The 18,458-nt window shown below is 70.0% G+C and carries 16 protein-coding genes and 1 pseudogene; 6 read left to right on the plus strand and 11 right to left on the minus strand.

Annotation, left to right across the window (positions count from 1 at the left end; translation table 11 throughout):
- The first annotated feature begins 758 nt into the window (after window positions 1-758).
- From BLW82_RS06335 to BLW82_RS06350, 4 genes and pseudogenes are all read left to right on the plus strand, one after another.
- Entirely contained in the window at window positions 759-1,823 is a 1,065-nt protein-coding gene (locus tag BLW82_RS06335) for an aromatic ring-hydroxylating oxygenase subunit alpha (protein WP_093497877.1), read from the plus strand.
- Window positions 1,820-2,008: a hypothetical protein gene (locus BLW82_RS06340; RefSeq protein WP_093497878.1), complete on the plus strand. Its 189-nt coding sequence runs from the start codon at window positions 1,820-1,822 to the stop codon at window positions 2,006-2,008. The genes BLW82_RS06335 and BLW82_RS06340 overlap by 4 nt, the downstream gene beginning before the upstream one ends.
- Entirely contained in the window at window positions 2,005-2,943 is a 939-nt protein-coding gene (locus BLW82_RS06345) for a PDR/VanB family oxidoreductase (RefSeq protein ID WP_093497879.1), read from the plus strand. The genes BLW82_RS06340 and BLW82_RS06345 overlap by 4 nt, the downstream gene beginning before the upstream one ends.
- A 310-nt stretch (window positions 2,944-3,253) precedes the next feature.
- Window positions 3,254-4,068: pseudogene (locus tag BLW82_RS06350) on the plus strand (ABC transporter ATP-binding protein).
- 191 nt (window positions 4,069-4,259) lie between these two features.
- Here BLW82_RS06350 and BLW82_RS06355 read toward each other — a convergent pair.
- The 6 genes from BLW82_RS06355 to BLW82_RS06380 form a co-directional block, all read right to left on the minus strand.
- Entirely contained in the window at window positions 4,260-5,867 is a 1,608-nt protein-coding gene (locus tag BLW82_RS06355) for a glycoside hydrolase family 13 protein (protein ID WP_093497880.1), read from the minus strand.
- Window positions 5,868-5,898: 31 nt separating this feature from the next.
- Window positions 5,899-6,780 carry a carbohydrate ABC transporter permease gene (locus BLW82_RS06360; protein ID WP_093497881.1) on the minus strand — a complete coding sequence of 294 codons (882 nt, stop codon included), beginning with the start codon at window positions 6,778-6,780 and terminating at the stop codon, window positions 5,899-5,901.
- A complete protein-coding gene (locus BLW82_RS06365; protein WP_093497882.1) occupies window positions 6,777-7,733 on the minus strand; it encodes a carbohydrate ABC transporter permease in 957 nt (318 codons plus the stop codon). Before BLW82_RS06365 ends, BLW82_RS06360 begins: the two co-directional genes overlap by 4 nt.
- Window positions 7,734-7,738: 5 nt before the next feature.
- Entirely contained in the window at window positions 7,739-9,091 is a 1,353-nt protein-coding gene (locus BLW82_RS06370; protein WP_093497883.1) for an ABC transporter substrate-binding protein, read from the minus strand.
- A 141-nt stretch (window positions 9,092-9,232) separates the two neighbouring features.
- Window positions 9,233-10,228 (minus strand): LacI family DNA-binding transcriptional regulator, encoded by a 996-nt coding sequence (locus BLW82_RS06375; protein ID WP_093497884.1) that lies wholly within the window; start codon window positions 10,226-10,228, stop codon window positions 9,233-9,235.
- 234 nt (window positions 10,229-10,462) lie between these two features.
- Complete coding sequence (locus tag BLW82_RS06380; RefSeq protein WP_093497885.1) at window positions 10,463-11,365, minus strand: LysR family transcriptional regulator; 903 nt, start codon at window positions 11,363-11,365, stop codon at window positions 10,463-10,465.
- Window positions 11,366-11,464: 99 nt separating this feature from the next.
- Between BLW82_RS06380 and BLW82_RS06385 the strand changes: the two genes are divergently transcribed.
- Window positions 11,465-12,208 (plus strand): SDR family oxidoreductase, encoded by a 744-nt coding sequence (locus tag BLW82_RS06385; protein WP_093497886.1) that lies wholly within the window; start codon window positions 11,465-11,467, stop codon window positions 12,206-12,208.
- Window positions 12,209-12,395: 187 nt separating this feature from the next.
- Here BLW82_RS06385 and BLW82_RS06390 read toward each other — a convergent pair whose 3' ends face one another.
- Window positions 12,396-13,628 carry an epoxide hydrolase family protein gene (locus BLW82_RS06390; RefSeq protein ID WP_256215667.1) on the minus strand — a complete coding sequence of 411 codons (1,233 nt, stop codon included), beginning with the start codon at window positions 13,626-13,628 and terminating at the stop codon, window positions 12,396-12,398.
- 33 nt (window positions 13,629-13,661) lie between these two features.
- Between BLW82_RS06390 and BLW82_RS06395 the strand changes: the two genes are divergently transcribed.
- Entirely contained in the window at window positions 13,662-14,261 is a 600-nt protein-coding gene (locus BLW82_RS06395; protein ID WP_093497888.1) for a TetR/AcrR family transcriptional regulator, read from the plus strand.
- Window positions 14,262-14,430: 169 nt separating this feature from the next.
- Here the strand turns inward: BLW82_RS06395 and BLW82_RS06400 are convergent, their stop codons facing one another.
- The 4 genes from BLW82_RS06400 to BLW82_RS06415 all read right to left on the minus strand — a co-directional run bounded on the left by BLW82_RS06400 (window position 14,431) and on the right by BLW82_RS06415 (window position 18,450).
- Window positions 14,431-15,246: an ABC transporter permease gene (locus BLW82_RS06400; RefSeq protein WP_093497889.1), complete on the minus strand. Its 816-nt coding sequence runs from the start codon at window positions 15,244-15,246 to the stop codon at window positions 14,431-14,433.
- An 11-nt stretch (window positions 15,247-15,257) separates the two neighbouring features.
- Window positions 15,258-16,121 carry an ABC transporter permease gene (locus tag BLW82_RS06405; protein ID WP_093497890.1) on the minus strand — a complete coding sequence of 288 codons (864 nt, stop codon included), beginning with the start codon at window positions 16,119-16,121 and terminating at the stop codon, window positions 15,258-15,260.
- 3 nt (window positions 16,122-16,124) lie between these two features.
- A complete protein-coding gene (locus tag BLW82_RS06410) occupies window positions 16,125-17,315 on the minus strand; it encodes an ABC transporter substrate-binding protein (RefSeq protein ID WP_093507886.1) in 1,191 nt (396 codons plus the stop codon).
- 76 nt (window positions 17,316-17,391) lie between these two features.
- Window positions 17,392-18,450, minus strand: a complete 1,059-nt coding sequence (locus BLW82_RS06415; protein ID WP_093497891.1) for an ABC transporter ATP-binding protein — start codon at window positions 18,448-18,450, stop codon at window positions 17,392-17,394.
- Between the last annotated feature and the right edge of the window lie 8 nt (window positions 18,451-18,458).

Consider the following 18,458-nt stretch of genomic DNA (forward strand, 5'->3'; position numbering starts at 1 on the left):
GAGGCGGCCCGTTTCTTACACCAGAGAGCGCCAAAACCTGCAGCTGTGACCTACGTCATGCCACACGGCGGCCGGCGGCCGTGATCCGCGTCACCACCCGTGCACATCGCGAGGGGGCTCGCCAGGACCTGTCCGGGCGATCCTGCGGCTGACACTTGTCCGGGGCTTTGCCAAGGACGTGGTGTGGGACGACCACCAGCAGGTGACCGCCAGGATTCTTCGAGCCGCTAAATGGTTGCATTCATCGCTTCCGGCCGATATTCGCCCCGCATCGGTGGACTTTCGCCTGCAGGCCAAGGACCGGTCACCCCCCTCGGGCTCGACAGCCGCTGACGCAACCATGCGTCACGCCCTCTAGCCATACCGCCGACCTGCAAGAATCCACCGCACACGGCGACTGGATGGCGAATTCGACCCGGATTCGCCCCCCGACCTCCGCCCCCACGACGGCGATCCAGCCTGATCTGCAGTTATGCGGAATCTGCCGCTGTACCAGCCGCATGCCGCCAAAGAAGTGCCGGAGAAGCGAGAAAGCGGACACATATCTCAACCAGGTGGTCACCGATGAACACGCCCGAAACCGCGGGCAGACGGCATGGTTGCTGACACCCTTGCCGACGCGCAGCGGCACAGTGCCTAGCATCAGCGCTCCCACCAGGGAGTATCCAAGCACTCTTCCGTGACACGGAAGCCGTATTGCGCCCCCGTGCGGCCGGTATCGACGATGACGCCACCACCCATCGACGGGAGCCGCAGCCATGCCGCACATCACCGCGTTCGCCAGGAACCAGTGGTACGTCGCCGCCTACAGTCACGAGGTCGGGCGCGAGTTGCTCGGGCGGACGATTCTCGGGGAACCCCTCGTCTTCTACCGGGCGGAGGAGGACGGCACGCCCGTCGCCCTCAGCGACCGCTGTGTGCACCGTCGTTACCCGCTGTCGGAGAGCGGGCTCGACGGCGACCGGATCGTGTGCGGATACCACGGGTTCACCTACGACCGGACCGGCGCCTGCGTGTACGTGCCGGGGCAGAAACGCATCCCGCGCACCGCACGGGTCGCCTCCTACCCGGTGGTCGAGCAGGACTCGCTGGTGTGGGTGTGGGTCGGCGACCCGGCGCTCGCCGACGCGGGCACCGTCCCGCGCGCCCGGCACCTCGACTCCCCCGGCTGGCTGACCGTGCGCGGCATGGAGCCCATCGACGCCGACTACGGTCTCCTCGTCGACAACCTCCTCGACCTCTCCCACGAGACCTATCTGCACGGCGGCTACATAGGCACCCCCGAGGTCGCCGAGACGCCCATCACCACCGAGGTCGACGAGGGCGCCGGGATCGTGCGGGTCAGCCGGCACATGGACGACGCCGAGTGCCCGCCGTTCTACGCCCGTTCCACCGGCATCGAGGGCCGGATCACGCGCTGGCAGGACATCGAGTACCACGCGCCGTGCCTGTATCTGCTGCACAGCCGGATCGCGCCGGCCGGGGTGGTGCCTGAAGCGGACGGCAGCGATCCGAACGGCTTCCACACCGAGATCACCTACGCGATCACCCCGTCCTCGGACGGCAAGGTGTACGACTTCTGGATGGTCTCCCGGGACTGGGCGACCGACGACGCCGAGGTCACCGAGTTCCTGCGGAGCAACAACCACACGGTGGTCATGCAGGACGTGGACGCCCTCAACCTCCTGCAGCGGACGCTGGGTTCGGAGCGGACCGGCTACCAGGAACTGAGCATCAACATCGACACCGGCGGCCTGGCCGCCCGCCGTATCCTCGCCCGGCTGGTGGAGCAGGGCGACAAGCCCGTGGAGAAGGTCCTGTGACCGCACCGGCGAGTGAGACCCGTTCGACCGGGGAGGTCTACCGCGTCGACTGGCTGCCGGGCACCGACGTCCTGCACGGCACCTGTCACTGCGGCGCCGAGCACACCGCCCAGGACCCGGTCGAGATGTGGGAGTGGATGCTCGGCCACCCCGAAGGCCACCAGCCACCGGAGCGCACCGCATGAGCCTGTACGAAGCCGAACTGGTCGTGAGCGAAAGGCAGACGGTCGCCGACGGTGTGGTCGCCCTGTCCCTTCGGCACCCCCTCGGCGAGCAACTCCCCGGCTGGGAGCCAGGGGCGCACGTCGATGTCCTGCTCGGACCCGGGTTTGAGCGGCAGTTCTCGCTCTGCGGGGATCCCGGCGACCGGTCCGGCTGGCGGGTCGCGGTGCTGAGGGAGCCGGCCGGGCGGGGCGGATCCGCGTACGTCCACGAGCAGGTGGGCGTCGGCGACACGGTTCGGGTGCGCGGGCCGCGGAACCACTTCCGGCTCGAACCCGCGTCCCGCTACCGGTTCGTCGCGGGCGGCATCGGCATCACCCCGATCCTGCCCATGCTCGCCGCCGCCGAGGCCGCGGGCGCCGAGTGGACGCTGCTGTACGGCGGCCGGACCCGGCGGTCCATGGCGTTCACGGGTGAGTTGGCGCGGTACGGGGGCGAGCGCGTCACCGTCGTCCCGCAGGACGAGGCCGGGCTGCTGGACCTGGCCGCGGTACTCGACGACGTCCCGGACGGCACCCTCGTGTACTGCTGCGGTCCGGGGCCCCTGCTGGACGCGGTGGAGGAGCGCTGTCCGGCCGGCGTGCTGCGGGTCGAACGGTTCCAGCCGAAGGCCCGGGAGGCGGACGGGGAGCGGGAGTTCGAAGTCGTCCTCGCGCAGAGCGGACGTACCCTCACCGTCGCGCCCGGTGTCTCCGTGCTCGACACGGTCCGCGCGGCCGGGGTCGAGGTGCTCTACTCGTGCACCGAGGGCACCTGCGGGACGTGTGAGACGGATGTCCTCGAAGGCGACCCGGACCACCGGGACTCGGTGCTCACCGAGGAGGAACGGGCGGCCGGGGAGACCATGCTCATCTGCGTGTCGCGGTGCCGGGGGGCGCGCCTGGTGCTGGATCTGTGATCCACAGGTCCGCCTCGATCGCCGCCACGGCCACCCGCAGCCCCGGCAGCAGGTCGCGGCGGCCGCCGTGGCGGACATCCGCCCGGAGTGCACCGCGAGGCTCACCCCGGCCACCACCCGGCCGCTCCGGTCCCGGACCGGGGCGGCCAGTGTCGTCACGCCGTCCTCGGGGTCGCCGTCGAGCAGCACGTGCTCCCCGGCGGGCGCGGCACGTCCGGCTCGTTCGGCTTCCGGCGCGCCGGCCGGCATCGCGCGGCCCACCGCCGTACCGCGCGCCGGGAAGCGCGAGCCCACCGCGACGGCCGCCGCCATGACCCGCCGGGCCGGCACCTGGGCGACGCACACGGCCGCCTCGCGCGTCGAGGCGGTGCGGGACCTCACCTTCACCGTCGCGGCGGGCGAACTCGCCTGCCTCGTGGGCCCGTCGGGGTGCGGCAAGACCACCTTGCTGAAGTGCGTGGGTGGCCTGCTCTCCCCGACCGGCGGTGAGGTCCTCCTGGAGGGGCGGAGGGTGACCGGCCCGCCGCCCGGGATGGCGTTCGTGTTCCAGGAGTACGGCCGCAGCCTGTTCCCCTGGATGCGGGTCGCCCAGAACATGGAACTCCCGCTGAAGCAGAAGCGGTTGCCGCGCGAGCGGCGCAGGGGGCTGGTCGCCGACGCGCTCGGCTCGGTCGGTCTCGCGGACGCCGCCGGCGCCTGTCTGTGGCAGCTGTCGGGCGGCATGCAGCAGCGGGTGGCGATCGCGCGCGCCCTGGCCTACGAACCGCGGGTGCTGCTCATGGACGAGCCGTTCGCCGCCGTCGACGCCCAGACCCGGGCCGATCTGGAGGACCTGGTCCGAAGGCTGTGGCGGGAACGCGGGATCACGATCCTGTTCGTCACCCACGACATCGACGAGGCGGTCTATCTGGGCAGCGGGTGGTCGTCCTCTCCGCCTCCCCCACCGTCGTCCAGGACCAGCTGAAGGTCGATCTGCCGGACGAGCGCGACCAGTTGCACACGCGGATCGCCCCGCGCTTCGCCGAGCTGCGGACCCACGTCTACGAGCAGATCCAGGCGGCGAAGCGCGGGGTTCCCCGGGGGGAGGGCCCGGTCAGGGGGTCGGATACACCTCCACCGAGGTGAAGGGGAGGCCGGCCCCCGCGGCCGCGTGGGCGGCGGGCGCGAGGGCGAGGGCGAGGGCAGCGAGCATGCCCGCGGCGAGCGCCACGGCGCCGCTACGGCTGACATGCTCCTGACATGGACGGTTATGCTGCGCTGCACGTGCTGATCCCTTCGGGGCGGGGGACGGGGACAGCGCGAGCGGTACCGGCGGCTCAGTTCGTCAGCCAGGCCGCCGTGTCCTGCGGCAGCCGGCCCGCGTCGTCCAGCGGGCCGCTGCTGAGCAGGAGTTCGGAGTGGGCCGGGAGTTCGGCGGGGGTCGCGCCCAGGTTGACCACGCAGGTCACATCGTCGGCGCGGCTGAAGGCGAGGACGCCCTCGGGGGCGGGCAGCCAGGTCAGCGGGCCCGCACCGAAGCGCGGGCGCAGGGCGACGGCGCGCCGGTACAGCGCCAGCATGGAGCCGGGGTCGTCCTGCTGCAGGTCGACCGCGTACGACGCCCAGCCGGCCGGCTGCGGCAGCCACGGCTCCTCCCCCGAGCCGAAGCCCGCGTGCGGCGCCCCGGCCGCCCAGGGCAGCGGCACCCGGCAGCCGTCCCGGCCGGGGTCGGTGCCGCCGGACCTGAAGTACATCGGGTCCTGGATGCGGTCGACCGGGATGTCGGCCTCGGGCAGCCCCAGCTCCTCGCCCTGGTAGATGTAGACCGCGCCGGGCAGGGCCAGGGAGAGCAGCGCCGCCGCACGGGCCCTGCGCGTCCCCAGCTCCAGGTCGGTCGGGACACCGAAGGCCTTGGCCGCGAAGTCGAAGGCGGTGTCCTCGCGGCCGTACCGGGTGGCCGTACGGGTCACGTCGTGGTTGCACAGCACCCAGGTGGCGGGGGCGCCGACCGGTGCGTGCTCGGCGAGGGTGGTGTCGATCGAGGTCCGCAGCCGGCCCGCGTCCCAGGGGCAGGACAGGAAGGAGAAGTTGAAGGCGGTGTGGAGTTCGTCGGGGCGCAGGTAGCGGGCGAAGCGTTCGGCGTCCGGGAGCCAGACCTCGCCGACGAAGACCCCGTCGTAGACGTCGGCGACCGCGCGCCAGGCACGGTAGATGTCGTGGAGCTCGTCTCGGTCGACGAAGGGGTGCGGGTGCGGCTGCGAGGCCAGGTCGGGCAGGTCCGGGTCCTTGGCGAGCAGCGCGGCCGAGTCGATGCGGACGCCCGCGACGCCCCGCTCGAACCAGAAGCGCAGGATGTCCTCGTGCTCCTGGTGGACCGCCGGGTGGGCCCAGTTGAGGTCGGGCTGTTCCGGGGTGAAGAGGTGGAGGTACCACTCGCCGTCGGGCAGCCGCGTCCAGACCGGTTCGGTGGAGCCGACGAACTGCGACGGCCAGTCGTTGGGCGGCAGGTCGCCGTTCGGGCCGCGGCCGGGGCGGAAGTGGAACAGCTCGCGCTCCGGGCTGCCCGGCCCGGCGGCCAGCGCCGCCTGGAACCACGGGTGCCGGTCGGAGACGTGGTTCGGGACGATGTCGACGATCGTCCGGATGCCCAGCTCCCGCGCCTCGGAAATGAGCTTCTCGGCCTCGGCGAGGGTGCCGAACGCCGGGTCGATGGCCCGGTAGTCGGCGACGTCGTAGCCGCCGTCCTTCATGGGCGACGGGTACCAGGGGCTGAACCACAGCGCGTCCACGCCGAGTGCGGCGAGGTACGGCAGCTTCGCGCGGACGCCCGCGAGGTCGCCGGTGCCGTCTCCGTCGCTGTCGGCGAAGCTGCGGACGTACACCTGGTAGATGACGGCCGAACGCCACCAGTCCTGGTCCTTCGGGGCATGGCTGGGCTGTCCCACTGGGCGAACCTTTCTGTCGGAGGAAGGGCCGTCAGCCCTTGGTGCTGCCCGCGCTGATCCCGGCGATGATGTGCCGCTGGAAGACGAGGAACAGCGCGACCATCGGGATGCTGGCGATCACCATCGCGGCGATGAGCACGGTGAGCTGGATGTTCTGCGACAGCTGGACCAGGGCCACGCTGATGGGCTGCTTGTCCGTGTCGGAGAAGACCATCAGCGGCCACAGGAAGTCCTGCCAGACCGCCACCAGGGCGAAGATCGAGACGACCCCGAGGACCGGACGGGACATGGGCAGGACCACGGACCAGAGGATGCGCAGCTTCCCGGCGCCGTCGATCTCGGCGGCCTCCAGCACGTCGCGCGGCAGCTGGTCGAAGAACCGCTTGAGGAGATAGAGGTTGAAGGCGTTGGCGACGGCCGGCAGCCAGATGCCGAGCGGGTCGTTCAGCAGGCTGGTGTGGATGAACGGCAGGTCGGCGACGGTCAGGTACTTGGGCACGACCAGGGCCTGGGCCGGCACCATCAGGGTGGCCAGGATGCCGCCGAGGATCACCTTGCCGAAGGCCGGCTTCAGCTTCGACAGGGCGTAGGCGGCGGCCGTGCAGAACACCAGCTGGAAGGCCCAGGCACCGGCGGCCTGCACCACCGTGTTCCACAGGTGCTCCGGGAGCTGCATCAGGTCCCAGGCGTCGGTGTAGCCGGACAGGTGCCAGTGCTTGGGGATGACGGTGGGCGGGGTCTGGGCGATCTCGTCCGGCGACTTCATCGCGCCGGTGACCATCCAGTACACGGGGAACAGGAAGGCGAGCGCGAAGAGGAGGACGACACCGGTGAAGACGGTCCAGTAGGCCGCCTTCCCGCGCGGACGGGCCAGGGTCGCCGGCGAGATCAGGGTGCGGGTGGCGCTGCTCATCCGTCCTCCCCGGACCGGGTCAGCCGCAGGTACACGGCGGAGAAGATGCCGAGCAGCACCAGGAGCATCACGCTGAGCGCGCAGGCGCCGCCGAAGTCGTTGTAGAGGAAGGCGTACTTGTAGATCAGGTAGAGCACGGTGACCGTGGCGTTCTCCGGGCCGCCGCCCGTGATGACGAACGGCTCGGTGAACACCTGCATGGTGGCGATGATCTGAAGCAGCATCAGCATGAGGATGACGAAGCGGGTCTGCGGGATCGTCACGTGCCGAACGCGCTGCAGGAGGTTCGCGCCGTCCAGTTCCGCGGCCTCGTAGAGCTCGCCGGGGATGGACTGGAGGGCGGCCAGGTAGATCAGGACGGTGCCGCCCATGTTGGCCCAGGTGGCCACGATCACCAGGGAGACCAGCGCGGTGCCGGTGCCGTTGGTCCAGTTCGAGGTGGGCAGGTGCAGGAAGCGCAGCGTCTCGTTGGCGAGGCCGGCCCCTGGGTCGTAGAACCACTTCCACAGCAGCGCGCTGACCACCGGCGGGATCATCACCGGGAGGTAGACCACGACCCGGAAGAACGCCTTGGCGTGCCGCAGTTCATTGAGCACCAGGGCGAGGACGAACGGGATCGCGAAGCCGATCAGCAGGGCCAGCAGCGTGAAGGTGGCGGTGTTGCGCCAGGCCGCCGAGAACTCCGGGTCGTGCAGGACCCGGGTGAAGTTGGCGGTGCCGACCCACTCGGCGGACGAGCCCGGCGTGTACTTCTGGAAGGAGATCACCACGGCGCGGATCGCCGGGTACCAGGAGAACAGCGCGAAGCAGATCAGTCCGCCGAGCAGGAAGCCGTAGGCGCGGACCTGGTCGGTGATCCGGCGCCGCCTCCGGTCCCCTGCCGGGGGCGGCGCCGGGGTCTGTCGGGCACCGACCGCCGCCGGGGCGGGTCGGTGCTCGGCCGTCTTGGTCATCGCGGTCAGCCTCGGGCCAGGATGCCGTTGATCTTGTCGTTGGCGTCCTTGAGGAGCTGGTCGATGTCGGCGTCCTTCTTGGTGAGGACGGCGGAGACGGTGCCGTCGAGGACGGAGTAGATCTGCTGGGCGTCCGGCGGCTCGATCTTCATCTGCAGGGACTGGTTGCCGTCCAGGAACGCCTGGTAGTTCTCCACCGGCACGTTGGCGTTGGCCTTCTTGACCGCCTGGTCCTTGGCGTCGGCGGCGCCGGTGAACAGGCGCGGCTCGGGCAGGCCGACCGGCGCGTTGTTCTTCTTGGCGCGGGCGTAGTCGCCGAGGAAGCCGTCACCGGGGGTGAGGAACATGGAGTCGAGCCACTTGAGGCCGGCGCGGATCTGGGCGGGGGTGTCCTTCTTGTTGAACATGTAGCCGTCGCCGCCGATGAGGGTGCCCTGGCCGCCGGGCATCGGGCCGAGGGCGAGGTCCTTGTAGTTGCCGCCCTTCTCCTTCACCAGGATCGGGATGTTGTCCGGCGCGGAGAGGTACATGCCGAGCTTGCCCGAACCCATCATCTGCTGGACGTCGTTGATGATGAGGAGCTGCTTGCTGCCCATCGAGTTGTCGGTCCACCGCATGTCGTGCAGGTTCTGCAGGACCGCGTGCCCCTGGGGGGTGTCGACGGTCGCCGACTTGCCGTCGGCCGACACCACGTCGCCGCCCTGCGAGTACATCTCCGCCGTGAAGTGCCAGCCGCCCTGGTTCTGCGCGCTGTAGTCGGCGTAACCGACCACGCCGTTGCCGAGCGCGGCGATCTTCTTGGCGTCCGCGCGGACCTCTTCCCAGGTCGTCGGCGGCTTGTCGGGGTCGAGGCCGGCCTGCTGGAAGAGCTTGCGGTTGTAGATCAGACCCATCGAGTAGCCGGTGCGCGGGATGCCGTAGACCTTGCCGTCGACGGTGTAGATGTCCCGCAGCTGCTTCTGGATGGTGTCGTAGCTCTTCAGTTCCTTGAGGTACGGCGTGAGGTCGGCCGCCTGGTTGATGTCCACGACGTGCTTGGCGTCGGTGAAGTACGTGTAGAACACGTCCTCCATCTGGCCGCCGGCGAGCTTGGCGTCGAAGGTCTTCGGGTCCTGGCAGGGGAACGCGTCGTGCGTGACGACGTCGATGTCCGGGTTCTTCTTCTCGAAGTCGGCGACGTCCTGCTCGAAGAACGACCGGTCGACCTTGGCGCTCTTCGGCGGCTCGCAGTTGACGGTGATGCGCGTCTTGCCGCTGCCCGCGTCGTCGTTGCTCGACCCGCAGGCCGTGGCCGAGAGCGCGAGCGAGGAACAGACGCCGAACGCGACGAGAGCACGGCGGAACCCGGTGCTGGACATCGGTGGACCCCCCAGAACAGGAGCAGTTGGGCGCCGCACCGGGATCGGTGGGCGCCGCACACTCAAGCACCGGCAGCACCGCCGCGCAAGATGTCACGCAGAATCTGTAATTATTCGACAGAGGATGGGATCTGTTGAGCCTCAGGCTTTCGGCGCTTGCGCGGTCGACCCCCTGACGACCAGCTCGGGCTCGAACAGCAGCTCCTCCGCCGGCACCACCGTCCCGCCGATCTGCGCGTTCAGGAGTTCGACGGCCGCCCTGCCCATGGCCTCGATGGGCTGCCGGACGGTGGTGAGCGGGGGCTCGGTGCAGTTCATGAACGCCGAGTCGTCGTAGCCGACCACCGAGACCCGGGAGGGCACCTCGTGCCCCTTGCGGCGGGCCGCGCGCACGGCGCCCAGGGCGAGGGGGTCGCTGGCGCAGATGATGCCCGTGACGCCCCGGTCGATGAGCCGGGACGCGGCCGCGTGACCGCCCTCGATGGAGAAGATCGCGCGGGCCACGAACTCGTCCGGCACGTCGCCGATCGCCCGCGCGGCGGCCAGTTTGCGGGCCGAGGGGACGTGGTCGCCGGGGCCGAGGACCAGGCCGATGCGCTCGTGCCCCAGGGAGGCGAGGTGCCGCCAGGCCTGCTCCACCGCCACCGCGTCGTCGCAGGACACGCTCGGGAAGCCGAGGTGCTCGATGGCCGCGTTGACCAGTACCACCGGGATGTTGCGGTCGGCGAGCAGCCGGTAGTGGTCGTGCGGCGCCTCGGCCTGGGCGTAGAGCCCGCCGGCGAACACCACGCCGGAGACCTGCTGTTGCAGCAGCAGCTCCACGTAGTCCGCCTCGGAGACCCCGCCCTTGGTCTGGGTGCACAGCACGGGCGTGAGGCCGAGCTGGGCCAGGGCGCCGCCGATCACTTCGGCGAACGCCGGGAAGATGGGGTTCTGCAGCTCGGGCAGGACCAGACCGACGAGCCGGGCGCGTTCACCGCGCAGTTGGGTGGGGCGCTCGTACCCGAGCACGTCGAGGGCCGAGAGCACCGCCTGCCGGGTCGCCTCGGAGACCCCCGGCTTGCCGTTGAGCACCCGGCTGACCGTGGCCTCGCTGACCCCGACCTTCTTGGCTACTTCCGCAAGTCGTCGCGTCATGCACGCAAGAGTAGCGCAAGCAACGCAAGCTTCTTGCGTAATGGGGTGGAGAGCAGTGGCACACATCCTGCCGCAGCGGGGAGGTCCGGACTCCGGCGTGGGCCGAGGCACGTCGCTCATGCCACGGCGATCGCGTACCGGGTGGAGTTCGAGCCACCCGGCGAGCGGCCGACGGCCCCCTGACCGTGCGGCACGGTGACAGCCAGGTGGAACACCTCCTGGAGGCCACGGGGTTCAGTTGACCGGCAGTTCGCCGCCCTCCCGCCGGGAGGCGGCACCGAGGAGTGCACGTGCAACGTCTTCCAGGGTTCCGAGCAGCGGATTGTGGTCGTCGGCGCGCGTGACGAGTACGACCTCGCAGGGATCGATGTCGACGACCGGCACCAGGGCGAGGTCCTCGCGCACGGCGGCGCGTCGGTCGCCGGCAGGGAAGATCGCGACGCAGTGGCCGGTGGCGATGAGTTCCAGCTTGTCCTCGAAGCTGTCGTCGATCGCGGGCGGGGGTGGTGCCGGGCGGTCGCCGACCGGCTTGGGCGTGCTCCAGACAACCGGAGTGCCGGCACAGGCCACCAGTTCCTCGGCCGACAGAGCCCGCGGGCTGACAGCGTTCTCCTTCGCCAGACGATGTCCGGCCGACGTGACGAGAACCCGCGACTCCTCGTGGAGCCCGGTCACCCGGAGGCCGTCCACGGGGAAGGGCAGTGGCCGGTACGCGACGAGGGCGTCGACCCGCCCCTCGGCGAGGGCGCGCGTGTCCCGCCAGTCGAGGTGCCGGGTGCGGACCTGGCCCTCCGGGTGCCGGCGGCGCAGCTCCTGCACACAGGCGGTGATGACCAGTCCTTCGACGTAACCGACGGTGAGCGTGCGGGGCCGGGCGGCTGCTCTGGCCGTGCGAGCGGCCTGCTCGGCCTCCTGGAGCAGCGTCCGGGCCCTGGGCAGGAACGCCTGACCGGCCTCGGTGAGGCTGCTGCCCTGCGGCGAGCGGTCGAACAGCCGGACTCCGAGCTCCGCCTCCAGTCGCTGGATCTGACGGCTCAGCGACGGCTGTGCCAGGTGCAGCCTGGCGGCGGCCCGGCCGAAGTTGCCGTACTCCGCCACGACCGTGAAGTAGCGCACGAGCCGCAGATCGACGTCCATTCGCCCAGGGTACGTCGCGTGTCGTCATGCGCCCGGGGCATGGCGGCATACGGAACAGGTCTTGGACAGGCAGTGCGGGCGGGCATTTGGGTTGGCGGCATGAGCACTTATGAAGGCAAGAAGATCGTGATCACGGGTGGGAGCAGCGGGATCGGCCTGACCACGGCCCGGTTGTTCGTGGAGGGCGGGGCGCGCGTACTGATCACCGGCCGCACCCGGTCCACCCTGGACGCCGCGGTGGAGCAGTTGGGGGACCAGGCGGTCGCCGTCCGCAGCGACACCGCGAACCTGAAGGACATCGAGGCGCTGGCCGGCACGGTCCGGGACTGCTTCGGCGAGGTGGACGCGCTGTTCGTCAACGCCGGTGTCACCGCGTCCGCGCCGTTCGACTCGACGACGGAGGAGATGTACGACACGCTGTTCGCCATCAACACCAAGGGCCCCTACTTCACGGTGCAGGCGTTGGCGCCGCTTTTGCGCGAGGGAAGCGGCGTGGTCCTCACCACGTCGGTGGTGAACGTCCTGGGCCTCGACGCGCTCAGCGTCTACTCGGCGAGCAAGGCGGCCCTGCGGTCGCTGACACGCACCCTGGCCCGCGAGTTGCTGCCGCGCAGGGTGCGTGTCAATGCCGTGAGCCCCGGCCCGATCGACACCGGCATCCTGGACCGCTCCGTGCCCGCCGACGTCGCCGAGGCGATGAAGGACACCTACCGGAGCACCATCCCCATGCAGCGGCTCGGGATGTCCGGGGAAGTGGCCGCCGCGGTCGCCTACCTGGCGTTCGGTGCGACCTTCTCGACGGGAACGGAGTTCCCTGTCGACGGAGGGGCTTCGCAGCTCTAGACGCTCCGACCGCACAGGGTCACCGGTCGTTCAGGCCACGGCGGCAGGGGACGTCCACGCCGGCGGACGCCCCCTCGTCGCTGCGGACGCGGGCACGTCCGCACGGCGCTGGGCGACCACGGCTCAAGCACCCACTGGCTCAAGCACCCACTGACTCGCTCATTGTCCGCCGAACTCGCACGTGGTGTCAGGAACGAAGGGTGCGCAGGCCGGTGCGGATTTCGCTGACAAGGATCTCGGGCTGCTCCAGGGCCGCGAAGTGCCCGCCCTTGTCGGCCTCGCCGTAGTGGATCAGGTTGCTGTAGGTGTCTTCGATCCAGCTGCGTGGCACGCGTGGGATGTCCTTCGGGAAGACGGTCACCGCGACCGGAAGCGTCACCTTCGGGCCGGCGAAAGTGAGCGACCTGTTCTCCCAGTAGATGCGGGCCGACGACGCCGCACTGTTGGTGAACCAGTAGAGGGATATCGCGTCGAGCATGTCGTCGATGCCGAGAGCGTCCTCGGCGAGCCCGTGGTTGTCGGTCTTGGACTGGAACTTCTCGTAGATCCAGGCCGCCTGGCCGGCGGGAGAGTCCGCCAGGGCGAATCCGACCGTCTCCGGTTTCGTGCCCTGAAGGTGGTTGGACCCACCGAGGTCGCCGGTGTAGAGGGCGAGGGTCTCCACGGCGTAGCGCTCTTCGGGAGACAAGGTGCCGGGTATCTGTGCGGGAAAGGCGTACTGGGTGTTCAGATGAATTCCAAGAAGCCCCTCAGGTTGCATGGCCCCGAGGGCGGTGGTGACGACGGCACCCCAGTCGCCGCCCTGCGCGGCCCATCTGGTGTAGCCGAGACGCTTCATCAGCTCCGCCCACGCGCTTGCGATGCGCGACACGGTCCAGCCGGTCTCCGTGGGCTTCTGCGAGAACCCGAACCCGGGGAGCGACGGGACGACGACGTCGAACGAATCGGCGGCATCCCCTCCGAACGCGACCGGATCGGTCAGCGGGCCGATCAGCTTCAGGAACTCGACGATCGAGCCCGGCCATCCATGCGTGAGTATCAGCGGCATCGCGTGGGGGTTCTTGGACCTGACATGGATGAAATGGATGTCCAGCCCGTCAATCTCGGTCAGGAACTGGGGGAAACGATTGAGGTCGGACTCGAAGCGCCGCCAGTCGTAGCCGCGCTCCCAGTACTCGGCCAGAGACCTGGCGTTCTCCACGCGAACCCCTTGGGACCAGTCGCCCACCGTTTCCGGATCCGGCCATCGGGTTCTGGCCAGTCGCTGCTTGACGTCGTCGATCTCCGATTCCGGGATCGAGACGGTGAACGGGCGAACGAGGGCCGCGGCCTGCGGCGTCGGTGCGGTCATTGCCTTCTTCTCGTCTCCTGGGCTTCGAAGCGCAGCACACATCTCCACTGCACACTGCTGTACAGCCAATCTCACTGTACACCGGTGTGCAATACTGGTGCCGTGCCCACCGAGTCCTCCCGCGTGCGCTCGATGATGGAGACGCGCGATCGCATCCTCGACGTCGCCCTCAATGTGCTGGGAGACAACCCCGACGCCGGAATGGGCGACATCGCCTCCGCTGCGGGCGTCGTCCGTCGCACGGTCTACGACCACTTCCCCTCGCGCCTCGACCTGATCCGCACACTCACGGAACGGGCCGTCACCGAGATGACAGCCGTGCTCACCGAAGTCGACGCCTCCGGCACGGAAGCGGACGCGGCATGGGTCGCATTCATCGCCCGCCTCTGGCCGGTGGCGCACCGGTACCGAGTGCTGCTGGCGCTGCGCCGTGGCGAGTACGGCGAGGCGATCCACGGCCTGCTCGGGCCGGTCGACGAGCTCCTCGCCGACCTGGTGAGACGGGGCCAGGACACCGAGGTGTTCGCACGGCACCTGCCGGCGGGCATCCTGAGCCAGGTCGCCTACGGCGTCGTGTTCGCCATCGCGGACAGCGACCTGTCGGGCGGGGCCCCCGGCGCCCGAGCGGCGACGATCACGAGCCTGCTGATGCTGGGAGTCCCCGAGACGCGCGCCCTCACTCTCGTCGGCGACCGGCACTGACCGGCAGCGCTCGTGCCTCTGGCCGAGGGTGTCCGCCGCTCGGCCGGCATCGCGCTCGCCGAGGTCGGAAGGCCGCGCGGCCTCGCGCCGTGCACGGTACGCGCACAGGTGGAGCACCTTGGCGCGGGCGGTCAGGAACGAAAAGGGAGAAGTCTCGCTCAGTACCCTCTCAGACCCGGCTGCCGGTCGCCGTGTCCGCCGAAAGGCGTTGCGCGACGTAGATCGGGAGGACGGATAGCAGGACGAGGACCGCCGCCACCACGTTCACCACCGGAGCCTGCTGTGGGCGGGTCATGTTGTCGAAGATCCACAGGGGCAGGGTCTGGACGCCAGGACCGGCGGTGAAGGTGGTGACCACGATCTCGTCGAAGGAGAGCGCGAAGGCGAGCAGGCCGCCCGCGAGCAGCGCCGAACGCACCAGCGGGAAGGTGACGTCGACGAACGCGCGGAAGGTGTCGGCGCCCAGGTCGGCTGCCGCCTCCTCGTAGCTGCCGGAGGTGCGGCGCAGCCGGGCGACGACGTTGTTGAAGACGATCACCACGCAGAAGGTGGCGTGTCCGACGACCACGGTGAACAGGCCGAGCCCGACGCCGAGCGGCTCCAGGACCGTGCTGAAGGCCGAGTTGAGGGCGATGCCGGTGACGATGCCGGGCAGCGCGATCGGCAGCACGACCACGAAGGAGAGCGCGTCCCGGCCGAAGAAGCGGTACCGGGCGACCGCGAAGGCGATCAGCGTGCCGAGCACCAGGGCGATCGCGGTGGCGCCGAGCCCGGCCTTCACCGAGGTCCACAGGGCCTCGCGGGCGCCGGAGCTGCGCCAGGCGGCCGACCACCAGCGGGTGGTCAGGCCGGGCGGGGGCCAGCCGGCGCTGCGGTCGGGGTTGAGGGAGTTGACGAGGACCAGCAGCAACGGCACGTAGATCACGGCGAAGCCCAGCCCTGCGGCGAGGCGCAGGGCGATCCGCGCGGAACGGGAGAGTTGCACGGCGGGCTCCTCTACAGACTGCTCAGCGCACCCGTACGACGCATCGCGAGCAGATAGAGCACGATCACGACGACGGGCACGGTGGCGAGGGCGGCGGCCATGGGCAGGTTGAGTTCGATGTTGGCGTAGACGAGGTTGCCGATGAGCTGGGTCTTGCCGCCGACGATCTGCACGGTGATGTAGTCGCCGAGGCTGAGCGAGAAGGTGAAGACCGATCCGGCGGCGACGGACGGCAGCACCATCGGCAGCACCACCGACCGGAAGGTCCGCCCGGCTCGGGCGCCCAGGTCGGCCGACGCGTCGAGGAGGTTGTCGGGCAGCTGCTCCAGCGCCGTGTGGATCGGCAGGATCATGTACGGCAGCCACAGGTAGGTCAGGGTGAGCACGGTGGCCGGCAGTCCGAAGCCCGGCCCGCTCAGCCCGAAGGGCTTGAGCAGCCAGTCGGCGAGCCCGCCCTCGGACAGGATCAGCCGCCAGGCGTACACCTTGACCAGGTAACTCGCCCACAGCGGCGTGAGGATGCCGACCACGAGCAGCGGGCGCCGGCTCGGCCTGGCGATGCGAGCGGTGTAGAAGGCGACCGGGAAGGCCAGCACCGCGCACAGGGCGGTCACCGCGAGGGCCACGCCGACGCTGCGCAGGATCACCTGCCGGAACACCGGCGTCGTGAACAGCTCGTGGAAGTTGTCGGTCGACCAGACCTTGACGACCTCGGAGGTGAAGGAGTCCGTCGTCCAGAACGCGGAGACGAACAGCACGGCCAGTGAGCCGAGATAGAGGACGGCCAGCCACAGCAGCGGGGCGGTCAGCAGCAGGGCGAGGCGGAGCCGGGGGCGCCGGTGCAGCGCCCCCGCGGTCCGGGTGAGCAGGGCCATGGGTCAGCCCTTGATCTCGGTCCAGGCCTGCACCCACTTGGCGTACGGCACGCACTTGACGTCGGTGCGGCCGTCCAGGCACTGCTCGATGGGCGTGTTCCAGAAGGCGATGTTCTTCCAGTAGCTCTCGTCGGCCGCGTGGTAGACGGTGCAGAAGCTCTTGTCGCTGGTCAGGGCACAGGCCTTGGCGTTGGCGGGAGCCTCGCCGAAGTACTCGGCGACCTCGGCGTTGACCTTCGGGGAGACGATCCAGTTCAGCCACTGGTAGGCGCAGTTGGGGTGCTTGGCCTTGGCGGAGACCATCCAGGTGTCGGACCAGCCGGTGGAGCCCTCCTTGGGCACGAAGGCCTTGACCTTGGCGCCCTCGTCGGCGGCCAGGTTGGCGATGACCTGCCAGCTGGTGCCGACGACGGAGTCGCCGCTCTTGAAGGCGGAGATCTCCTTCAGGTAGTCGCTCCAGTACTCGCCGATGTCCGCGTTCTGCTGCTTGAGCAGGGCGACGGCCGCGTCGAACTGCTTCTGGTCGAGCGCGTAAGGGTCCTTGATCTTCAACTCGGGTTTGGTGGCCTTGAGGTACAGGGCCGCGTCGGCGATGTAGATCGGCGAGTCGTAGGCGGTGACGTGGCCCTTGTACTTCCCGGCGTCGTCGAAGACGGCGGACCAGGAGGTGGGCGCGGGGCTGACCTTCTGGGTGTTGTACATCAGCAGGTTGGCGCCGCGGCCGTGCGGGATGCCGTACATCTGGCCCTTGACGGAGTTCCAGGCGCCGTTCTTCAGGCCGCTGAAGACGTCCTTGTAGTTCGGTACGAGCTTGGTGTTGACGGGGGCCGCGTCGCCGGAGGCGATCAGGCGCAGGGAGGCGTCGCCGGAGGCGGAGACGGCGTCGTACTGGCCGGTCTTCATCAGCTTGACCATCTCGTCGGAGCTGGCGGCGACCTTGGAGTTGACCTGGCAGCCGGTCTGCTTCTCGAAGTCGGTGACCCAGTCCACCTTGGGATCGTCGGAGCCGTCCTCGACGTAGCCGGCCCAGGCGATCAGGTTGACCTGGCCCTCGGACTTGCCGAGCTTGGCGAGGGGTTTGAGGTCGGGCGGGTTGAGGCCGGCCGAGGAGCCGGAGCCGGAGGAGCCGCAGGCGGTGGCGGCCAGCAGCAGCGCGGCGCAGGCGGCCGTGGTGAGGGGGCGGGTGAGGCGCACGACGTACTCCATACGTGAGGGACGGCGGATCCGGACGCGAGGGGACGGCAGGTCGGTCGCTGTGCGGGACGGCGGGTCAGTCGCTGTGCGGGACGGCGGGGCGGTCGGGGACGTGGACGGTGTGCCGGCGCCGCCAGCGGAGCCGGACGCGGGTGCCGCGGTAGGCGGTGACGTCCTCGGCGGAGGTGTCGAGGTTCTGCTGGAGCGCGGTGAGCCGGCCGCCGCCGTCCAGGTCGACGAGGAAGCGGGTGGCGTCGCCGAGGTAGACCACTTCGGCGACGGTGCCGAGGGCGGTGACGTGCCCTTCCGTGTCCGGGTCGGCGGCGTTCTCGTCGAGGACCCGGATCTTCTCCGGGCGGACGCTGTGCGTGCCGTGCTCGCCGAGCACGCGCAGGGCGGTCTCGCCGGTGAGCAGGTTGGAGGTGCCGACGAAAGAGGCGACGAACGGGGTCTCGGGGCGTTCGTAGATCTCGGCGGGGGTGCCGACCTGTTCGATGCGGCCCTCGTGGAAGACGGCGACGCGGTCGCTCATCGTCAGGGCCTCCTCCTGGTCGTGGGTGACGAAGACGAAGGTGATGCCGACCTCGCGCTGCAGGGCCTTGAGTTCGATCTGCATCTGCTCGCGGAGTTTCAGGTCGAGGGCGCCGAGCGGCTCGTCGAGGAGCAGGACGCGGGGGCGTCCGACGAGGGCGCGGGCGAGGGCGACGCGCTGGCGCTGGCCGCCGGAGAGCTGGGAGGGGCGGCGGGTGCCGTAGCCGTCGAGGCGGACCTCGGCGAGGGCCTTGCGGGCGCGGACCAGGCGTTCGGCCCTGGCGACCCCGCGGACCTTGAGGGAGTAGGCGACGTTCTGCTCGACGCTCATGTGCGGGAACAGGGCGTAGTCCTGGAAGACGGTGTGCACGTCGCGTTCGAAGGGGGCGCGGCGGGTGACGTCCTGCCCGGCGAGTTCGATGGTGCCGGAGGTGGGGGTCTCGAAGCCGGCGATCAGGCGCAGCACGGTGGTCTTGCCGGAGCCGGAGGGGCCGAGCATGGAGAAGAACTCGCCGTCCCGGATCTCCAGGTCGACCCCGGCGACGGCGCTGGTCTCGCCGAACGACTTCCGCAGATCCCGCAACCGGATCGCGCTGGCCTCCATGGGCGGGA

The organism is Streptomyces sp. Ag109_O5-10, from assembly GCF_900105755.1.
Classification (GTDB): Bacteria; Actinomycetota; Actinomycetes; order Streptomycetales; family Streptomycetaceae; genus Streptomyces.